Source organism: Thalassomonas sp. M1454 (assembly GCF_007097525.1).
GTDB lineage: Bacteria > Pseudomonadota > Gammaproteobacteria > Enterobacterales > Alteromonadaceae > Thalassotalea_A.
The window spans coordinates 1,187,282-1,208,124 of sequence record NZ_VKDD01000002.1; the positions used below are offsets into that span (position 1 = coordinate 1,187,282).

Below are 20,843 nucleotides of genomic sequence, written 5' to 3' on the forward strand. Positions count from 1 at the left end.
CAGCACTCAAACAATTGGCGTCTACAACTAGAATTGTCGCTTGTTCGGTCATTAAATTTTTTCTCTATTTATAAATGTTGCAGTAACTGTGCATTTGCAATTACATGTGTTATCAGCACTCAAACAATTGGCGTCTACAACTAGAATTGTCGCTTGTTCGGTCATTAAATATTTTCTCTATTTATGAGAGCATTTACTACTAAGGTGTTGACTTGTTTATTCATTTATTTATCCAACTCATTCTCAACAATAAACTGCTTAAGTAAGTTATCTGCTTGATCAAAGTCATAACTTTCAATAGCCCGTAGTATCTTGTTGAACTCATCTTGGGCTTTTGGTTCATTAATTAATGAAACTAATTGCTCTGCTAATTCAAGTGCATCGGTTTCAAAATCAGCAACCATAGTATGCAATTTTATAATTTTAGACTGTAAGTCTTTTAAGCTAATTTGTTCGGTTTCATTACTTATTGTAGACGGCTTATCTGTTTTTGGCTGATTTTCGAAAAAAGCCACTAATTCAGTAATAACATCTTGTAATTTCTTACAACACAATTGAAATTCAGTAGATATTATTTCTGTGGCAAGATTATTAATACATGCTTGCTCTAATACGCCGGCTTGTTGCTGTAATACCTTGGCTCCAATATTTCCCGACGTCCCTTTTAGTGTATGAGCAATTAAAATTGCCTCATCCATTTTATGTTCAGACCAAGCTTCGCTGAAGTTGACATAAAATTCACTTTGGTTAGAAATAAATTTTTTCAACAGACGTGCATATAACTCTGAATTACCATTACTTACTGCAAGCCCGGCACTAATATTAATATAGCTAAAGCTTGCTAGAGCAATATCGACAGCAGGTTTGGGTTTATCTATGCTAGCAATAGTATTGGCGACGACTTGTTGCTGGCTCGCAGTTAAGCCCGAAGCTGTTATCCACTTATCCATAGTGCTAAACATGTCGGTGACATTAATAGGCTTGGCAATATGATCATTCATCCCTGCAGCAAGTACTTTTTCTTTATCTCCCGCCATTGCATTTGCTGTCATCGCAATAATCGGTAAATTAGGGTGTTCTTGGCGAATGGCACCCGTTGCGGTGTAACCATCCATGATAGGCATTTGTAAATCCATCAGCACGCCATCATATTCATTTAAATTAACCATATCAACGGCTTGCTGACCGTTTTCGGCTAAATCAACAATAATATCAGATTGTCTTAGTAACTCTAAAGCAAGTTCTTGGTTTAGTTCATTATCTTCTACCAGCAAGACTTTTGCACCGGCCAGAGCTTGTTGATGCTCGCGCAAGGCGTCCGTTTTCTTAACTTTACGAGTGGTGGCTACATAAGACTCTCCAAGTAAAATCATCATTTCATCAAATACTGAAGAGGCCGTTACTGGCTTGGCTAAGAAACTATCAACGCTATTTTGATCGCTAGCTTCTACATGGCGCTTTATTTCCTCTCGGCCATGAGCTGTAACCATAATAAAATGCTTAGTATTGGTTGAAACCAAGTTTTTAAGTTTATTTATAGTTTGTAAGCCATCAAGCCCAGGCATTTTCCAATCAATCATGACAAAATCAAATTCTGTCGCGCTATCTTGTACCAATGAAATCGCTTCTAAGCCGCTGGTTGCGGTAGTAACTTTACATTGAAACGAGGTCATAATATTCGCTAAAACATCAAGAGCCATAGGGTTATCATCTACGAGTAAAACGCTTTTATCTGCCAGCAATTGTATTTGCTGCTCGCTAAACTTATGCTCAAGTTCGCCTTCAGGTAACTCAAGATTTACATCAAAATAAAAACAACTTCCCTTACCTACTTCACTTTCAAGCCAAATACTCCCACCCATTAAACCAACAAGGTTTTTACAAATAGTTAAGCCTAATCCTGTACCACCATATTTTCGCGTGGTTGAAGAGTCTGCCTGTGAGAATGATTTAAATAATTTTTGCTGCTGCTCTGGGCTCATACCTATGCCCGAATCTTGCACAGCAAAGCGCAATTTAATATTTTCACCAGCCATTTCAACTAGCTTAATCGAGATAACAATTTGGCCTTGTTCAGTAAACTTAGTTGCATTATTAGCAAGGTTAATTAGTATTTGACTCAGACGTAATGGGTCACCTTTAACAAAAACAGGCACATCGGAGTTAATGTTATATAACAGCTCAAGACCTTTCTCGTGTGTTTGTATGCCTATGATGTGGGACAGGTCATTCATTACATCTTCGATATGAAAATCAATGTTTTCTAGGTCGAGTTTACCGGCCTCAATTTTAGAAAAATCTAAAATATCGTTTATAATGCCAAGTAGAGACTCTGCTGCCCGATTCACTTTTTGAATATAGTTTCGAGGTTTAGTCTCTAAATTAGACTCTAACGCTAAATGCGACATACCAATTATGGCATTCATTGGTGTGCGAATTTCATGACTCATGTTAGCTAAGAAGTCCGATTTAGCTCGACTGGCTTCATCGGCTAAAACTTTGGCATCAAACAAGGCTTTTTTCGCAGAGTTTTCTTGAGTTACATCACGAAGAGATACAATAAGAAGTTGTTCATCGCCAAGTATAATTGGCGTATAAACTGACTCTACTTCGATGGTTTTACCGCTTTTAGTTAAAATATCTAATGGAATATCGGCATTACCACTATGGTGAATAACAGGGTCAAGCCAATACTCTTTGGTAAAAGTGATATGCTCATCACGGCGGTGATGTGGCACAATAGAAATTAAAGGCTGGCCAATAAGCTCTTGCTTAGTCCAACCAAGCATCTTCACTGTAGTGTCATTGATTTTTTCAATAATATCTTGTTGATTAACAACTAACATCGAAATAGGTGCCGATCCTAAGATACGCTCTATGCGCTCTTTTTCTAGAAGGCGTTCAGAGATATCTTGAAAGGCAATAACGGCCGCTAACGAATTGGAGCTATTTTTATTTTCGATAATAGGCGCAACGCTATATTCAACCATAACGTGTGAGCCATCTTTACGAGTAAAACTTGCCGAGTCAATGCGTGATACAACTTGCTTATCAATAGCCTCAAAAATTGGGTTTCTTTCCCGTGGTGCTATATTGTCTTGTTTTTCATGAAGATAAAACAAATCAAAGAAACACTTACCTATAGCTTCCGATTCGTTAAAACCAAGTATTTCACTTGCTGACTCATTAAAAAACACGCAACGGCCAGATTCATCAATACCGAAAATACCATCAGCAACAGAGCTTAAGACCGAGCTACTCTTGTTCTCTAATATTTGCAGCTCTTGCGTGCGCTCATTCACAATAACTTCTAATTCTTCTTTTGAGCGATTGTTAATTTCATTAGCACGGCGCGAAATAACAAACATAAATAATGATAATGAGATAATAATCAAACTAATAAAAGATAAAATTAAGATAAATAAATCTCTTAGCTCTAAATAGTTTTTATATACTTCTTTTTGATCTATCTCTGCCACTACTGAAAAGTTTAAATCTGCCATCCACAGCGCAGAGCCAATAACCTTCTCACCACGATAGTCATAATAACCAATTAAATTATCACGATTTAACTTAAAACGAGCACTATCGACAATATGACTATTATCAACATCAGGTAATTGCACATTTAGTATTGCGGGCTTACTTATGTCTAATTTACCACTATTGTAAAGTTGCTTAACGAGTTGCCCTTCTGCAACCATATAACCATTACTGTCAATAGCATAAGTTTCTAAGGTCTTACCAAATCCTGATTCTTTGAATATCTTGGAAAAACTGCCATCTAGATTAAATTGCATGGTAAACACGGCAATGACATTATCGTTATCATCAATAATGGGGCTAGCAATATAAATAGCAATTTCATCACTATTAATATCATCTGGAGTATTAAAAATATCATTTTTTATGGCGGGGATAAATTCAGTATTTCCAGCCACCACACTGTCAAATAATTCACCGCGTTGATTAGCTATTTCAGATTGGCTAGAAATTAACTCTTGGACTGGGCTGTAGATAACCTCACCGTTTAAGTCAATAATACTAATCGAGCGATTATTGATAAATACCGATGGACGGTATTTAAAAAACTCTATCATGTTATCAGTGGCGGCTTGACCGTGTTTATTGGCTTTTAGCTCTTGCGTTAGAGAAACAAAATAAGGCAGCTCACTAATTCTATCGACTAAATCCGCTCTCGATTTATACCAACCATCCAAATTGGCTGAGATGCCAGCGAGAGAAACATCAAGTTTTTCACTTGCTTCGTTTAATGCATCCTTTTTAAATTCGGCTAAATATAAACTCATGCCAGCATTGATAATGACAATCAATAAAACAATGGACAATATATAAATACTTTTAAAGCGCGAAGTACCAAATTTCATTGCGATTTGATCCGTATATTTTTGCGAAAAAAAGTACACAAAAATTAAGACGAAAATACTAATAACTATGGTGCTATAAAGGGTGGTATTAGTTTGTGCTTTGATAACTTCTTTTTTATTTTGAAATGTCTCCGACCACTGCAGCTGAAACTTACTAAATGAATTTTTTCCAACTTGGTCGATACCCCAATTGATTATTTCAACTAATTCTGGTTTATCTTTATTGACACAAAAACCTAAATCGAATGATTCAAAGCCTTCTAAAGATATAGGCCTTAACCCTTTAATATTAAAAGTTTTTTCAGAATAAACCAAAGTATATAAATAGGTGATAAAAGCATCGAGTTTACCTTCTTCAACAAGTCTTAAGCCTTGCTCGGTGCTTTCTGTTTGAATAACATTGTCTTTACCAACTAATTGCTGAGCATAATCAAGTGTTACATAGCCTTTAGTTATGCCTACTTTATGGCTTTTATTAATATCGGCAATGGAAGATATATTAGAATTTCGATTAACCGCAGCAACCGAGGTAAAGGTTAAAATAGGCTTGGTAAAAAGTACATCTTTAGCTCGCTCTGCAGAGCTCGCACAAATAGATAACAGATCGATTTGCCCCTGTTTAACTTTTTCATACTCACTGGCAAAATCTGTGCTTGAAGCTACTTCTAACGTTAAAGGTAAAACTGCATTTAATGCTTGTCTAGATAAGTGGCCAATACCAGATGGCATATTTTGTTCATCGATATAATCAAATGGCGGAAATTGCGAGTCGATACCAACGGTAACGATTGGATTTTGATTAGCCCATTGTACTAAGTCAGGGGGAAGTTCATCAGAAGAAGCACAGGAGCTCACAACAATGAAAAAGCTAACGAAAAATTTTAATACACTATTTTTTAAGTAATTCATTAATAAATAATTATTTTTTATCCGGTCTATCAACTAGTATATAAAATGAATTAGATTTTGCGACTTATTTTTATGGTAAATTAGATGCCTAACTCCCCTTTACAAATACTAAATGAAAAATCGGTTTTACTTGTTAATTTTGAGCACAAGGATGCTACTTTACTATTACAGCATTTACAGACATTCAACTTTAATGAAAACCACGCGAAAAGCTTAGCTCAGGGCATTAATTTTTTACAAGCAAAGCAATATGATCTAGTTATCTGTTTTGGCCAGAGTAACTCAGAGCCATATATTTTGGATCTATTAAAAAAAATTAGAGGTTCGGCAAGTACTATTAAACTTCCGGTAGTGATAATTTCAGAAAATGTGACACCTAATACGATTAATAAATTTGTTGCTCTTGGGGTGTCCGATTACATAGTTACTCCCATCATTCAATCTCATTTAGCTAAGCGTTTACAACATGCGATTGAGTTTCCCATTCGAAGTAATTCACACGCTTTAGCTGGCGGCGAACTCCATAAAGTGTGGGATATTAATACCAATATTGAAGAAATAAGTTTATTAGTCGTAGATGACGTGGCCACCAATATAGAGGTGATTGTTGGAGCATTAAAAACCAACTATAAAATTAAAGCCGCTAATAATGCGACTTCGGCAATGTCAGTTTGTATCAGTAATTCACCTCCCGATATTGTATTACTTGATATTATGATGCCAAATATTGATGGCCTAACTTTTTGCAAGCAGCTAAAATCAAATCCAATCACCCAAGATATTAGAGTCATATTTACTACCGCATTAGGTGATGTTGATGATGTGGTCAGAGGCCTTGAATTAGGAGCCGTTGATTATTTAACTAAACCAATTATTCCGGCAATTTTAAATGCTAGGGTAAAAGTACATGCGCAAATTATTATTCAGCATAGGTTATTGCAGCAACAAATTGACTCACTTATTTCATTGTCAAACAAGCTATAATATCAAATCAATTAATTAACTTATGCATTTTAAGTGGTTAAAATGAAAACTACTGCGTTATAAAATTTAGGCATAAAAAAAGCAGGCTTTTGCCTGCTCCTTAAGTATTTTTGTTAGCAACAAATTACGCTTTAGCTTTTGATACCATAACCATAGCAGGTCGTACTAAGCGACCATTTAATTCGTAACCTTTTTGCATAACAGCAATAACGGTATTTGGTTCAACACCTTCAACTTCTTGCATTGACATTGCTTGGTGTAATTCAGGGTTGAAAGGTTGATCTTGAGGATCTACCGCTTTAACACCAAACTTCTCTAAGCCAGAAAGTAAGCCTTGTAGAGTTAAATTAACCCCTTCAAACGTAGCTTTTTGCTCTTCAGATTCGCTATCAATTGTCGCTAAGCCACGCTCTAAGTTGTCAACAACATTTAGCATTTCACCAGCAAATTTTTCTAAAGCAAATTTTTTCGCTTTATCTACATCTTGCGCTGCGCGGCGACGCATATTATCAACTTCAGCTTTAGCGCGAATAACCGAATCTTTTTGGTTAGCAACAGTAGCTTGAGATTCAGCTAAAGCTTGCTCTAACTCAATAATTTTTTGTTCTTCGGCAGAAAGAACTTCAACTTCTTCAGTTTGCTCTGCAACTTGTTCAACATCACCTTCAGCTGTTACTTCAACTTCGGCAGTGTTTACTTCAACTTCATTTACTTCTTGTTCAGCATCTTTGCTGTTATTTGTCGACTCAGTAGTCATTGATAACTCCAATATATAACTCAATGTTGGTAATTATGGGGCCTGAATTAAAGGATTCAAGCACTATTTATAAATATTAACTATTATATTCTTTACAATGGCTAAAATAATGGTAAAACTGCCCTATAAATAATTATTATTTCGCGAATTTATTATGCAAATGTATAAAACTATTGGCCTTATCGGTAAACCTGATCATGAAGGTGCGTTAGCAACCATTGCCGCACTGCATCATTATTTAGAAAATAATAATTACCGCGTGATGATTGAAAAGTCTGTAGCCGAAAAGCTTAATAAAGATGACCAATACTCATTTGTTATCACTGATATAGGTGAGCAAGCCGATCTTGCAATTGTTGTTGGTGGTGATGGCTATATGCTAGGCGCCGCTCGCGTGCTCTCTTGTTATGATATCGGCGTTATCGGCATAAACCGTGGTAACTTGGGCTTTTTAACCGACTTATCACCTGACAATTTAATTGAACCTTTAGAAGCAATTCTTGATGGCCGCTCCAAGACCGAGCAACGTTTTCTTATTCATACTGAAGTATATCGCCATGGTCAGCTAAAAAGCTCTAACAGCGCGATGAACGAAGCGGTACTGCATCCAGGAAAAGTGGCAAGTATGATGGAGTTTGCGGTGTACATTGATGGAGTATTTATGTTTTCGCAGCGCTCCGATGGCTTAATTGTTTCAACCCCTACTGGCTCAACCGCTTACTCTATGTCTGCTGGCGGCCCAATATTAACGCCAACATTAAATGCGCTCACTTTAGTGCCTATGTTTCCGCACACTCTTAGCAGTCGCCCTATCGTGGTTGATGGTGACAGTGAAATAAAAATAGTTACGGCAATGGACAATCATGAAGAATTGCAAGTAAGTTGTGATGGCCATGTGATCCTTGCGGTGATGCCTGGTGATGAAATTGTTATTAAGAAAAGTAAATTCACTTTACGTTTAATCCATCCAAACGATCACGACTATTTTAATGTGCTTAGAACTAAGCTTAGTTGGGGCAATAAAGTATACTAGCTCAAAGCTAAACTCCGCACTTGCCCACAAATGTTAAAATAAATTTGCATTGTTAAAATAACACTGGTAACTTTACTGTATAAATTACCAGTGATTATTTTTACAGTGAATTTTGTGTGCCATTGTTTACCGACAAACCAAGATGAATCAAAAAAATAGTCACTTAACCTAAGTGAGTTATTTATGTTGTTAAACCTATCAATTAAGAATTTTGCTATTGTCAGTTTTGTCGAAATCGATTGGCAACAAGGCATGACCACTATCACAGGTGAAACTGGCGCAGGTAAGTCAATAGCAATTGATGCGTTAGGCTTGTGTTTAGGCGAAAGAGCAACCACTAATACGGTGCGTCCAGGCAGTCAAAAAGCAGAGCTTAGTGCACATTTTGACATCGCAAATAATGACAAAGCAATTGCTTGGTTAGCCGCGCATGATTTAACTCAAGACGGTGAGTGCTTAATAAGAAGAGTTATTACCGCCGAAGGTCGCTCTAAAGCCTATATAAATGGCTCGGCAGTGCCACTTGCGCAATTAAAGGCTCTAGGTCAATTTTTAATTAATATTCATGGCCAGCACGATCATCAACTACTAATAAAAAGTCACGAGCAGCGTAAGTTACTCGATGGCTATGCAGGTCATCAAAACTTACTAGAGAAACTAAAGTCTCAACAAAAGCAATGGCAACAATTACAACTTGAATTTAAACTGTTAGAGCAAAATCATCAGCAAAGACAGGCGCAGCAACAATTATTGCAATACCAAGTAAAAGAGCTTGATGAGTTTAATTTACAAGAGCAAGAGTTCCCTCAGCTAGAAAATGACTACAAGCGTCACAGTAATTCTCAGCAACTACTTACTTTATCAGAGCAATGTGTAAAGCAACTTGATAACAGCGAGCAATTCTCCATGCTGTCATTATTGCAAAAATGCAGCGACGATATAACTGAACTTGCTGAGTTAGATAGCAATGCAAGTGAGCTTGCTCAGCTTGTTAATGAAGCAAGAATTCAATTAGAAGAAGCAAGTAACGATTTAATTCATTATCAGCAAAGTATAGATATAGACCCACAAGCATACGCATTAATTGAAGAGCGTTACTCAACCGCCCTGCAACTAGCAAGAAAACATCAGGTAGCACCGGAAAATTTAGTAAGCTTCCATGCTAACTTAAGTCAGCAACTGACTACCCTGCAACAAGATGATGACCGCCTGCTAAATATGGCAAACGAGCTTGAGCAATGCCAGAGTAAGTATTTAGACATTGCCAAAAAACTAAGTAAGAGCCGAGCTAAAGCAGCAAAATCGTTACAGCAAAGAATAACAACCAGCATTCAACAACTGAATATGCCAGATGCCTGTTTTGAACTTAGCATTTGCCCTAAGCAGCAAACAACACCTTCTGAGTTTGGTATTGATGAAATTGAATTTTTAGTTAGCATGAACCCGGGCCAACCGTTAGAAGCTTTACATAAAGTTGCTTCAGGTGGGGAACTTTCACGAATAAGTTTAGCCATACAAGTAATACTAGCTGAACGCGTAGTTACCCCAACATTAATATTTGATGAGGTTGATGTTGGTATTAGCGGCCCAACAGCAGCAATGGTAGGTCAACAGTTACAATTACTTGGTGAAAATACACAAGTGATCTGTGTAACTCATCTACCACAAGTTGCAAGTAAGGGACATCAACAGCTATTTGTAACTAAGCTCACTGACGGTAAACACACACAAACGAGTGTATCTATGCTGTCAAAGGAATCTAGAGAGCGAGAAATAGCTCGTTTACTAGCAGGTGATAGCATAACCGAAAGTAGTCTAGCGAACGCAAGAGATATGTTAGCTAGCTAATATTTAAGAAAACAGCTGCTTGTATACTCGTTTTTAACAAATTAATGAATAAAAGGCTTTTATCTCGTTAAAGCCTTAGTTATTATCCTTGCTCAGGATGTAAAGGAAGAATTTTAATGTTATCTCGCGCAATTGTTTTATGCTTGGCTTTATCTTTAGTTTCAAGCTGTATTTACCGAATTGATGTACCTCAAGGTAATTACCTTGAACAAAAAGAAATAGACAAACTACAAGTAGGTATGAGTAAAGAGCAAGTGAAGTTTGTTCTTGGTAACCCTGTTATTGTTGACAGTTTCAATAAAAATACTTGGTATTATGTATATGACTTTTTATCTGGAAAAGATGAAAAATTTAATAAGCAAAAGAAACTTACCATCACTTTTGTTAATGAGAAATTAGCAACGGCAGAAGGTGATTTTGAATTACCTGAAAGTTTCTATGTACCAATTGACGGTTAACTTTCAGCTTATTAATATTTCATAGCTAAACTCATAAAAAAACCGGCTTGCGCCGGTTTTTTTTATGAAATAAAAAGTATTAAAATTGGTATTGATTCGCTTTCGATAGTAATTGTTTAGGACTTATCTTCTCAATAACACAGCTTTTAATATCCGCTTTTTTAAACGAAATAACTTTATCTTTTACTCGTTTATTCACCGTATCCCCCGCTCCCTTAATCACAATATTGATAAATTCATTATCTGGAACAGCCTTTAAGCCTGCGCCATAACTACACATAACATCAACAACAGATACCTGCAGTTGCTGGTAAAACTTTTGCTTCGCTTTTAAAGCTTGCTGTTGTGATTCGTTAATTTTAGCCTGGTACTCTTTATTGGCTTTATCTAATTTAGCCATAGCTTTATCTAATGCGGCTTGACGCTTATCTAGCTCAGCAAGTTCTTTACTATTCTCAGCAGCCTCATTTTCATCAAGGTGCAATTTTTGATAATTTAAATCCCTTCTTTCTCGTTCAATATCTCTTAATTGATAAGTAATTTCACGCTCTTGTTCGCGTAATTGTCTTTGTTGCTCAGATGACATACGCATTTGTTCATGGGCAATCTCCATTGAATGCTGAGCTTCTTCCATTGCAGATTCAATAATTATTTCATAGTTTTCACCAAATAATTCACTCTCCTCTACACCTGCAGGTGGTAGCACAGCCCTTGGAGCTCTAGGAGCCCTTGGCGCCATTACAGGGGATACATCAGAAAAGTATTTAATCAAGAAGGTATTACCTTTTGATACTTTTAAATTAAATACTGCACCTTGACCTTGTAAATAATAACTTTCAATTGCACCTAAACTTGGCGTATTTGCATCGGTTTTATTACTAACACTGTTTTTTATAATATCGCCCATAATAGCCATTTGCTGATGCAAGTCATCATAATTGCTAGTGGTTGTGGCTTGAACCGAATAACTTGTACTGAAAAGAAGCGCTAAAGGCAATATAGCTTGGCTGATAACTTTCATGTTATTTATCCTCTGGTTGAGATTCATTAAAACTGGTATTTTGCAATTTCATATTTGGATAAGCAGGCCTAGAGGCTTTTGATGCCAACGCTTGGTTTTCCATTGCATATTTTAGTTGTTCAAAACGTAGTTTTTGATCGACTACGTCTTCTGTTCTTTGCTCATTCACATACTTAATAAAACTAGATATATCTTCTTGGCGCTCTTGGCGGGTGGCAGATAGTAAATAAGTTGCAAGCTGTAAATTATTATTTTGCTGATCGTCTTTTAAATCACTGGCGTAATTGGCCATCACCAACTGCTGTTCACTAGCAAACTCTTTTAGCCTTTGTGAGATCAAGTTATCAATTTCGGCTGTATTTTGTTGATTTTTAGATGGACCAAAGTTAACCAACAAGCCATCATCTTGTTGAATGACTTCCACTTTAAAGATCACTAATGCAATTGCAAAAATTGAAAAAGCAAAAGATAACGCTGATAAACCTTGCCACTGCCACCAAGACTTTTTATCTGCAAAGACTTGCCCCCTATCCCAATTAGGTACAGGTTGTTGCTCATAGCAATGCACTTGTTGTTCAATAAATCGCGCCGCAGCTAAGCGCTGTTTAAGCTCAATGTCATTCTCAATAGACTGTTCAAAATGCTGACTTTCTTTTGCGCTTAACTGACCGTCTAGCCACTGTTGGAATTTATGCTCTTGTTCAGACATAATCCACCTCCAAATTAACCTTTAACTTATCTAAGGCACTGTATAAACGAGATTTAACGGTATTACTGGATACACCGAGTTGCTGTGATATTTCTTCAAAAGTAAAATGCTGAAAAAATTTCAATTCAATTACCGTCCTTTGATTTACTGGCAGCAATTTCATCGCAGTTATTAATGCTAATGACTGCTGGCTTTGCTCAAAACTATACTCAGGACAACTTACTTCTATATCGGCAGCCATCTCAGGTTCATCATCAAATGATTGAGTAGGTCTCTTACGACGGTAATATTCAATACAGCGATAATGAGCTATGCGAAATAGCCAACTTTTAAATTTACTATCGCCTCGAAACGAAGATAGGTTTCTAAACACAGCCACAAACACATCTTGCATTAAGTCAAGCGCGTCATCAGGGTTTGAGACCATTCTTAGGGCGTAGTTATAGATAGACGTTTCATAACGTTTTACCAATGAGATCCAAGCTGATTTCTTTCCCGCCAGAGCTTGTTTTACTAATGTGTCATCACTACGTTCGAACACGAACTCTCCCTATTTGAGGCTTTATTTTTTATCTTATTTATTGCTTATATTTGATAGTCGTACTAACCACCAAAAAAGTTTTAATTATTTTTAAAATAATTAAAACTTTTAGCTTTTAGTTGCTAATAACGGAGAAACTAAGTTTGCTAAAGAGCGAAAAGTTTCGCTGCGAGGAGATGCTTTACGAGCAAGCATGGCAATTTCACGACTTGGCTGGCCTTTTATTTGAGCAACACTTAAATAGGCATGCCCTGCTACACCTTTATTAATCGCCATTTCGGGTAAGAAAGTAATACCTTTATGATGTATGGTCATCTGTAGTAACGTGGCAAGTGAGGTAGCGGAAAAGTGGTTTATTTTAGTTTTATCAACTAACTGACAAGCAGATAAGGCGTGATCTGTTAAACAATGCTCTTCTGATAATAAAAATACGCTTTCATCAGGTAGTTTTTGATAGTTACCTTGTTTAGCTGTTGCTTCGACTAGTTCTTTATCGCCTGCTAAATAAAACTCATCTCGCCCCAGCGTTGTTACATTGAAGTTTTTTAAAAATTTATCTTCAATTGGCATTGCTAAGATTGCAATATCAATATCGCCATTAGTTAACTGCTCAAGCAAATGCTCTGTCGTATCTTCTTTGATAAATATTTCAAGATCTGGCAACTGCGCGCTAGCAACATCAATCATATCCGTTAATAAAAATGGTGCTATAGTCGGTATACAACCAAGATAGACATTACCTTTATTAATTACCCCTTGAGATTTAGAGAAGTTAACTAAGTCATTAGCTTGGTGAATTAACGCCTTAGCCATTTCAACTACCGCTTTACCGTGACTGGTAAATACAAAACTCTTATGATCTCGTTCAATTAACTGACAATCAAATAACTGCTCTAGCTTTATAATGGCACTACTTAAGGTTGATTGGCTGACAAAGCATGATTCTGCCGCTTTATGAAAATGCTGATACTCATCAAGAGCAATTAAATATTGTAAATGTTTTAAATTTGGTAAATGAATATTCATCGTTTATATCAATTAATAACTAACGTTTTAATTAATTTAATTTAAAATTAGCCAGAAAGCTAATTTATAGCTGAATATTTCTAGGAATTAAAAAACAAAAAACCGGCAAGTGCCGGTTATTTTAGTTAAGCGTTAATTGTAAGAATTAAGCTTTGTAGTTGTTTTTGTACATGATTTTATGAGAGCCAGCTTCACAGCTACCAACTACCTTAAAACCTTTGTGGTCATTAACTTCATCTTTTTCAACAATGATAAGGTCGAAATCTTCAACACCATTGTTTTCGATTTTAGTTTCAATTTCGTCATGAAGTTCATCACAGTCTTTTACTTCAGCTTGTGCTGATACTGAGAATAATAAGGCACTAGTAACTAATAAAATTGCTTTTTTCATGGATAATTCCTGCTGTTGTTTAAGTAGGATTATAATATCGAATAGGTCTGTATATTACTGAAAGCATTTGTTAGTAATTTGTAGTAAAACTGTTAACCATAAAAACAAAAAAGCCAGCAAGAATGTGGGCTGATAACAAATTCGGGATCTATACGATCCCGTCTTTTATTTTTGCCTAATACTAACCTACTGTATTTATTGGATTTTTAACTTTAGATGGCGTACGATACACGTAGGAAAAGTCAATTAAATCATGTGCTTGTGCTGATTTTTGATAGGTTAAACAAGCGAATAATGCCTGCAAAGAAGCTTTTTTCTGTTTTAAGCCTAAATTATCGATTTTTGGCTCTTCAAATGCGTTTTTCTGACTAATTTAGGTTAGGGGTTAACAAATTCGGGATCTATTTATTGATGGCGGTGACAGCTTAGCTCCACGAGTAGCGATAGCAAAAAAGAGAATCGTCATATCCCCGAGGCGGTAGGGATCTCATTAATTCAATAAGTAGCTTCGACCGGAAGCTATGTGCCATTAGCAGAAGTAGGATTTACCCCCTAACTCATTAAATTTAAAGCGACCTGCATTTCAAATTGTCTAAATTCATTTTGGTTAGCATCGCTTCAACTTCTGAATACATATTAAGATTTTCAACACGCTCAACTGGTAGTGCATACAAGTTATGTTGATTCATTAGGTTTAAAACTGGTTCTAATTTCTCTAAGTCTTGGTAATCTAGAATAATTGTCCAATTGTCTTCGAACATTAAATGCAATGCTATTGACTCAAAAATTACATTTGGCTCGTAGATGTCATCATACTGCTTACACAAAAATTGACCAATCGGCGTTTCACCAACGTAATCCCTGAACTGTATGCTAGATTTAGTGTGCTTGCCTGCATACTTGAAGTAAATAGGTCTTTCTAGTTCAACAATATCTAGCAAAAACTGATAAATTTGATTAGTCCAAGTAAGCTTTTGCTTATCAGTTGCATTCTCAACAATTGAAAATGAATTGGTTTTGTAAAGCCAATGGTCAAATACAGAAATAGCCAACCATTGGCACTCTTCTGAAGAGCGGTCATCTGTGTATTTTAAAAGGTAAGAATATTGCTTTGCTAAAGTTTTGTTTTTAATTTTGGGTAGATTAAGAAATTTTCGCACTTCACTTTCCGTGTGTATTTTAATTCAAGCTTAACGGCTGCTGCTCGCTCTAAGTAGACATTACCTGCCTCGCGGAGCCTGGTCAAGTAAGCATGTTAAAGTTCAGTATGTCCTCAATGCTAAAATGACACTTAGCCAAACCTAATTTTTGCGCTGGAGTAGTAGGCTTTACGCCCCTGACTTTTGCATTCTTAAGCGTTTTTTCATCCGTCAGGACATAATTGTTATACACTCTTAAGATCTCAATAAGCATCGTCATCCACTTCGGATTATACGCCGCATAGCCATTCCAACGGCGACTGTTAGTGGCCGAGGTAATCGGTCGCTCAGTCATATTCAGTCTTCGTCGAAGCATCTGGAAGTAGTTGTCTACTCCATGAGTTGACGCTTGTGTTAAGGCTATGGCCTCCATGTCCTTCATACTCTCGCCGTATGCTACCAATGGCTTGACTTGGAATGTCTGTTTCTTTTTCGGAAAAGGGTGAACCAACCATTCAGACTTACCATCCCCCATAGCAAGGTTTCGTTGATGAATCTTAGCAGCCCAATATTGCTGAGCAAGTTTAGTCATATTAGCCTTATCGAGCTTCGCTGTTTTCAACACGTCAGTGTCTAAGCCAGCCCTTCGAAATTGCTGCTCAGCCCAGGCTCTCTTATCTTGCATCTGACTGGCGTTGTTACGTTCGGCCTTTATCAATACAGGGTAGAGCTGGTTTGATTCTATGATTTCTCTCATTACCAGGCAAATACCTAACTCGAACCCCTCATCGTCATCGGCAAATAGAAAGGTTCTGTTGGCGTGTTTGATAATTTCACGCATCTGGTTCAAATGCGCCATCAGAGAATAAGTTTGCTGCACTAACAGGTGCTTAGCGGGTACTTGGAGAGCAAGAGTGTCACCGACATCATCCCCCTCCATATCTTTATCATTAAAGATATATTGAGAGTATCTCCGCTTATAGTCAGGCTTGTCTAGATCGTTACTCCACCGCGCTTCACTGTTGATTTGTTGCCAGTTTGATATGAAATCAAAATTAATGGTACTTCCAAAGACAAAACGGGTTTCATTGCACACTGTCGACGTGTTAACAATTTTAGTAGGTCGTTTGTCATGCTTATCGTTCCAGTTAACCAAGACATGCTGCCTATCCATACTCAAGTGTAAATTTTTGCCTCTCAGAGCATCGATATTCTGTCGCATTTGGAACTGGTCAAACTGAATGCACTGACGGTAGAAGAACTCAATCCGTCGATATATGGTGGTTGCAGGAATAGATAGCGTTTCTTGAATCCTGTTTATAATCCCCTTATTAACCAGTTCGCCAAACAATGCCACATTAATGTCCGCATTGCCTTGTCCCATACTAGGGGTCAGCGGCACGTTAAATCTTGTTTTACAAGCTTTACATTGCATTCGCTGAGAGGCTTCATTCTCACACCCCTTAACGGTCGAATGATTTAAGCCAATTTTCTTGTAGCCTTTGGGGTTAGTTAGAATGCCTATTTTACTATTCTCACACGCTGGCTTTAATTTCTTTATTGATACCGTCTTACCCTTGCGATTAACTTTTTTGTTCACATATCGACGCCCATCAGGGACTCCATTCTCTTCATCTGGGGACAAGCCAGTATTAGGGCAAGCAGGTTCTTGCAAAGAGTATTCTTGCTGATTTCTTAAGGCTTCCATAGCAAAAGAGCGGTTATTTATCATGCGGGTACTGGTGCCGCACAACTTACAGGTTAACACTTTGCCTATACTGGTTGTTGTCAACTTATAGTCGTTGCCCAGTCCGCGCTTAGGCTTACCACTATTATCTAATTTAGGGTTCATTGCAGGCACACCGTAGTTTTGACACTGTGGGTTCTTGCAGTGGTTAAGTTGAATACTTTCACCCGTAACAGGGTGCTTAAATGCTCTAGGAAGCGGTCGAGGCTCCGGTGGGGTGTGTGGCTGTCGCTGAGGCGTTCTATTCAGGGGTTTAACTTTGTCCTTGTGTACGGCAAGGAATAGCTCGGCAGCTAGCATTGCGTCTACCAAAGCCCCATGCACCTTCCTGACTGATATATCAATTCCGTAACGAGAACAGGCGCTATCAAGCTTTAACCATTTGTGATAGTTAAGTGCTGATTTTACATCTTTCATCAAACATGAAACTTTGTAGTCTCGAATGAACACTACGTCATGTTCGGTCTTATCAATTTCGGCTTGAAGGAACTTAAAATCAAACGGCGCATTATATGAAACTAACTCAGCCCCTTTGATAAATGCCAGGAACTCCTCAGAGATATCCACAAATAAAGGCTTGTCGAGCAGGAATTCATTGCTGATTTGGTGAACCCTGAAAGCGTCGGGGTTGTTTTTCTTACCTTCAGGGTTTAGGTAGTAACGGAAACTGTTACCAGTAAGCTCACCGTCAACGATTTCTATTGCAGCAAGTTCAATGACACGATGACCACCTTTGTACGGATCAAGCCCAGTAGTTTCAGTATCTATGACAACAATTTTCGACATTCTAGCTCCTTAGTTACCCTAAGAAGATTAATGAAAAATCTTTAATTGTCAAAAACATTTTAATGCATTGATTTTAATGTAAAAAATGTACTAATAGTACGTTTTTGGTTGATGTGGCTGAAATTATATCGCCAGTTTTACTGGGCTACAGCTTGATTAGCAAAGAAAAACGGGATCAAATAGATCCCGAATTTGTTATCAGCCCAGCAAGAATGCTGGCTTTTTTAATTATGTACGAGGATTATTGATTAAGAGAATGCGCCCTTTATCATCCAGAAGAACATAATTGATAAAGCGGCACCTACAGGAAGCGTAACTACCCAAGACACTACGATATTACGCACAACACCTAAGTTGATTGCGGCAATACCACGAGCCATACCTACACCTAGAACAGCACCAACAAGTGTTTGTGTTGTTGAAATAGGTAAACCAGTACCAGAAGCTACTACAACAGTACAAGCGGCTGCAAGTTCAGCAGCAAAGCCTCTACTTGGCGTTAAGTGAGTAATACCTTTACCAATTGTCGCGATAACTTTATGGCCAAAAATAGCAAGACCAGCAACAATACCAATACCGCCAAGAGGTAATATCCACCAAGCAAGAGCTGCTTTAGCAGAGATTTCACCATCATTACCAACAATAGACACAACAGCTGCTAATGGACCGATGGCATTAGCTACATCGTTTGAACCATGAGCAAAAGCCATACAACAAGCGGTAATAACCATTAATACTGCAAATACTTTTTCAACGTTAATGTAGTTAGCACGCTGGTTTTTACTTTCTTTAAAGTTCAAGCGAGCGATAAAGATTTTACCAATGATAGCAACTATGATGGCAACCCCAATAGCCCAAATAAAGCCTTCGGTTGAACCTAAGTTCAAGCCAATGTGTTTAAGACCTTTTTTAATGGTTACTAGTGACAGTACAAAACCGGCTAAAAACATGTACAAAGGTACCCATTTTTTAGCTTGTTGCAGTGGGTTTTCAGTATCAAAAATAAGTTTTTGGGCACTATTAAAGATAATAAAAGCAAAGACACCGGAGATGAGTGGCGTTATCACCCAACTACCAACAATACCGCCTACAGAGCCCCAAGAGACTGTTTCTACACCAACACCAACTGCCGAGAAACCAATGATAGCACCAACGATAGAGTGAGTAGTTGAAACGGGCCAGCCCATCCAAGATGCGATAAGTAACCAAGTACCAGCGGCAAATAATGCGGCGATCATACCGTAAACTAATAGTTCAGGCGTATCTATATAAAAACTAGAATCAATGATGCCTTTACGGATAGTAGAAGTAACTTCACCACCAGCTAAGTATGCACCAGCAAATTCAAATATCATCGCAATAATAATTGCTTGTTTGATGGTTAATGCTTTTGAACCAACAGATGTCCCCATAGCATTAGCAACATCGTTCGCACCAATACCCCAAGCCATAAAGAAGCCAACAACTGCGGCCATAAGAACCAAAATGGTCCCATAATTTTGTAAAATTTCCATTATGAAACCCTTACCTTGCTAACATTATTTCTAGACGAGCACCTACGCGCTCAGCTATATCGGCTAAATCACCAACCCATTCGATAATTTGATATAAGAACATTACATCAATTGGGTTAAGTGTTTTTTCTAGATCCATTAGCGATTGGCGTAAAACGATTTGCATACCATCGGTATCATCTTCGATTTTTGCCAGTTGATTAATCATTTTATCAACTTGTTTTACTTCGCGTCCGCGAAAGCCTGTTTCTAATAAGTCATCTAACTCATTAATTGCATCGGCAGACTTTACGATTGCGTCAATACAACGAGTTACTAAGTCATTAAATAAAGGTGAAATCTCTGCAGGTATTGTTAATTTACGACCTAACATGCGTCCAGCAATATCTTTTGATTTGTTGGCTATTTTATCTTGTTGACTCACTAATTCTAAAACATCAGTACGTTGCACAGGCATAAATATTCCACCTGGTAGCTCCATACGAATTTGACGTTTCATTTTATCTGCTTCACGTTCAATGCTTGAGATATTTTTGCGAATTTGTTCCGCTTTATCCCAATCATTTTCTGTTGCAGCAGCAAAGAAAGAAGGAAGAAGTTGTGCACATTCACTTACTTTACGAATATGTACTTCTAATGGTTTTAATGGTGATTTAGCAAACACACCAAGAATTGTATTTCCACTCATATATTTTTCCTACAGCCCAAATTAGCTGCTTATTAAGTTCTCGGCAAATATACCTTATTTACCAAGTAATCAAAAGTTTAAGTAATCAAAAATGGAGTATTTTAGTTAACATAACTGAATATGATTAAAAAAAATACAAGTTATTAATTTTGTATTCACTTAAGCGATAAAGTTTAGTCGGTGATTTTACATTTCACCAAGAAAATCACGAGCCACATCTTGTTCAGAAATATGGCGAATAACTTTGCCTTTAACAAAGTAAATAACGTATTCACAAATATTTTGGCAGCGATCACCAATGCGCTCTAATGCTCGAGCTGACCATATCACCGACATAATTGATGGTATTGAACGTGGGTCTTCCATCATATAAGTCATTAATTGACGCATTAACGCTTCGTATTCACGATCGATTCGGTTGTCACTTTGATGAACTTTTAAAGCTGCATCAAAGTCCATGCGAGTAAATGCATCTAACGTCGCTTGCAAAGTACTTAAAACTAAGCTGCCAAGATTATCTAAATTTAATAAAAAGTCTTTTTGCTTAGGGCTAAATTGCTCTAAGGTTACTTTCGATATTTTTTCAGCTTCATCGGCAATGCGCTCTAAATCAGCGATTGTTTTTATTATTGCCATAACTAAGCGTAAATCGCTTGCTGCCGGTTGACGTTTAGCAATAATACGTGTGCACTCTTCATCAATATCCACTTCCATACGATTAATTTTATAATCACTTGAAAGGACTTTTTGAGCCAACTCTTCGTTATTTTCACTTACCGATGCTAATGCATCTTTAAGTTGCTGCTCAACCAAGCCGCCCATTTGCATAACGTGATTACGCACGGCATCTAGCTCTGCGTTAAATCGGCCTGAAATATGTCTGCCTGTGTCAAAAGTTTCCATT

General features: G+C 37.3%; 16 protein-coding genes. 4 read left to right on the forward strand and 12 right to left on the reverse strand.

Annotated elements, in window-relative coordinates; genetic code table 11:
* Positions 1-224 precede the first annotated feature (224 nt).
* Positions 225-5,297, reverse strand: coding sequence for a response regulator (locus tag FNN08_RS07285; RefSeq protein WP_143584048.1), 5,073 nt, complete (start codon positions 5,295-5,297; stop codon positions 225-227).
* 84 nt (positions 5,298-5,381) lie between these two features.
* On the opposite strand from FNN08_RS07285, the gene FNN08_RS07290 reads away from it, so the two are divergent.
* On the forward strand, positions 5,382-6,281 hold the full coding sequence (locus tag FNN08_RS07290) for a response regulator (RefSeq protein WP_143584049.1): 900 nt from the start codon (positions 5,382-5,384) through the stop codon (positions 6,279-6,281).
* A 124-nt stretch (positions 6,282-6,405) separates the two neighbouring features.
* Here FNN08_RS07290 and grpE read toward each other — a convergent pair whose 3' ends face one another.
* On the reverse strand, positions 6,406-7,038 hold the full coding sequence (gene grpE / locus FNN08_RS07295; RefSeq protein WP_143584050.1) for a nucleotide exchange factor GrpE: 633 nt from the start codon (positions 7,036-7,038) through the stop codon (positions 6,406-6,408).
* Between the two features lie 154 nt (positions 7,039-7,192).
* Between grpE and nadK the strand changes: the two genes are divergently transcribed.
* From nadK to FNN08_RS07310, 3 genes are all read left to right on the forward strand, one after another.
* Positions 7,193-8,071 (forward strand): NAD(+) kinase, encoded by an 879-nt coding sequence (nadK, locus tag FNN08_RS07300; protein WP_409574597.1) that lies wholly within the window; start codon positions 7,193-7,195, stop codon positions 8,069-8,071.
* A gap of 183 nt (positions 8,072-8,254) precedes the next feature.
* A complete protein-coding gene (gene recN, locus FNN08_RS07305) occupies positions 8,255-9,919 on the forward strand; it encodes a DNA repair protein RecN (protein WP_143584052.1) in 1,665 nt (554 codons plus the stop codon).
* A 116-nt stretch (positions 9,920-10,035) separates the two neighbouring features.
* On the forward strand, positions 10,036-10,377 hold the full coding sequence (locus tag FNN08_RS07310; RefSeq protein ID WP_143584053.1) for an outer membrane protein assembly factor BamE: 342 nt from the start codon (positions 10,036-10,038) through the stop codon (positions 10,375-10,377).
* 79 nt (positions 10,378-10,456) lie between these two features.
* Here FNN08_RS07310 and FNN08_RS07315 read toward each other — a convergent pair whose 3' ends face one another.
* The 10 genes from FNN08_RS07315 to phoU form a co-directional block, all read right to left on the reverse strand.
* Positions 10,457-11,398, reverse strand: coding sequence for a hypothetical protein (locus FNN08_RS07315; protein WP_143584054.1), 942 nt, complete (start codon positions 11,396-11,398; stop codon positions 10,457-10,459).
* Position 11,399: 1 nt separating this feature from the next.
* On the reverse strand, positions 11,400-12,107 hold the full coding sequence (locus FNN08_RS07320) for a hypothetical protein (protein ID WP_143584055.1): 708 nt from the start codon (positions 12,105-12,107) through the stop codon (positions 11,400-11,402).
* Positions 12,100-12,648: an RNA polymerase sigma factor gene (locus FNN08_RS07325; protein WP_143584056.1), complete on the reverse strand. Its 549-nt coding sequence runs from the start codon at positions 12,646-12,648 to the stop codon at positions 12,100-12,102. Before FNN08_RS07325 ends, FNN08_RS07320 begins: the two co-directional genes overlap by 8 nt.
* A gap of 108 nt (positions 12,649-12,756) precedes the next feature.
* Positions 12,757-13,674 (reverse strand): hydrogen peroxide-inducible genes activator, encoded by a 918-nt coding sequence (locus FNN08_RS07330; protein WP_143584057.1) that lies wholly within the window; start codon positions 13,672-13,674, stop codon positions 12,757-12,759.
* 145 nt (positions 13,675-13,819) lie between these two features.
* Complete coding sequence (locus tag FNN08_RS07335; RefSeq protein WP_143584058.1) at positions 13,820-14,065, reverse strand: DUF1161 domain-containing protein; 246 nt, start codon at positions 14,063-14,065, stop codon at positions 13,820-13,822.
* A 566-nt stretch (positions 14,066-14,631) separates the two neighbouring features.
* A complete protein-coding gene (locus FNN08_RS07340) occupies positions 14,632-15,225 on the reverse strand; it encodes a hypothetical protein (RefSeq protein WP_143584059.1) in 594 nt (197 codons plus the stop codon).
* Positions 15,226-15,307: 82 nt separating this feature from the next.
* Entirely contained in the window at positions 15,308-17,737 is a 2,430-nt protein-coding gene (locus FNN08_RS07345; protein WP_143584060.1) for an exonuclease domain-containing protein, read from the reverse strand.
* A gap of 248 nt (positions 17,738-17,985) precedes the next feature.
* Positions 17,986-19,251, reverse strand: a complete 1,266-nt coding sequence (locus FNN08_RS07350) for an inorganic phosphate transporter (protein ID WP_143584061.1) — start codon at positions 19,249-19,251, stop codon at positions 17,986-17,988.
* 10 nt (positions 19,252-19,261) lie between these two features.
* Positions 19,262-19,939 (reverse strand): TIGR00153 family protein, encoded by a 678-nt coding sequence (locus tag FNN08_RS07355; protein WP_143584062.1) that lies wholly within the window; start codon positions 19,937-19,939, stop codon positions 19,262-19,264.
* Between the two features lie 186 nt (positions 19,940-20,125).
* A complete protein-coding gene (phoU, locus tag FNN08_RS07360) occupies positions 20,126-20,842 on the reverse strand; it encodes a phosphate signaling complex protein PhoU (RefSeq protein ID WP_143584063.1) in 717 nt (238 codons plus the stop codon).
* Position 20,843 lies beyond the last annotated feature (1 nt).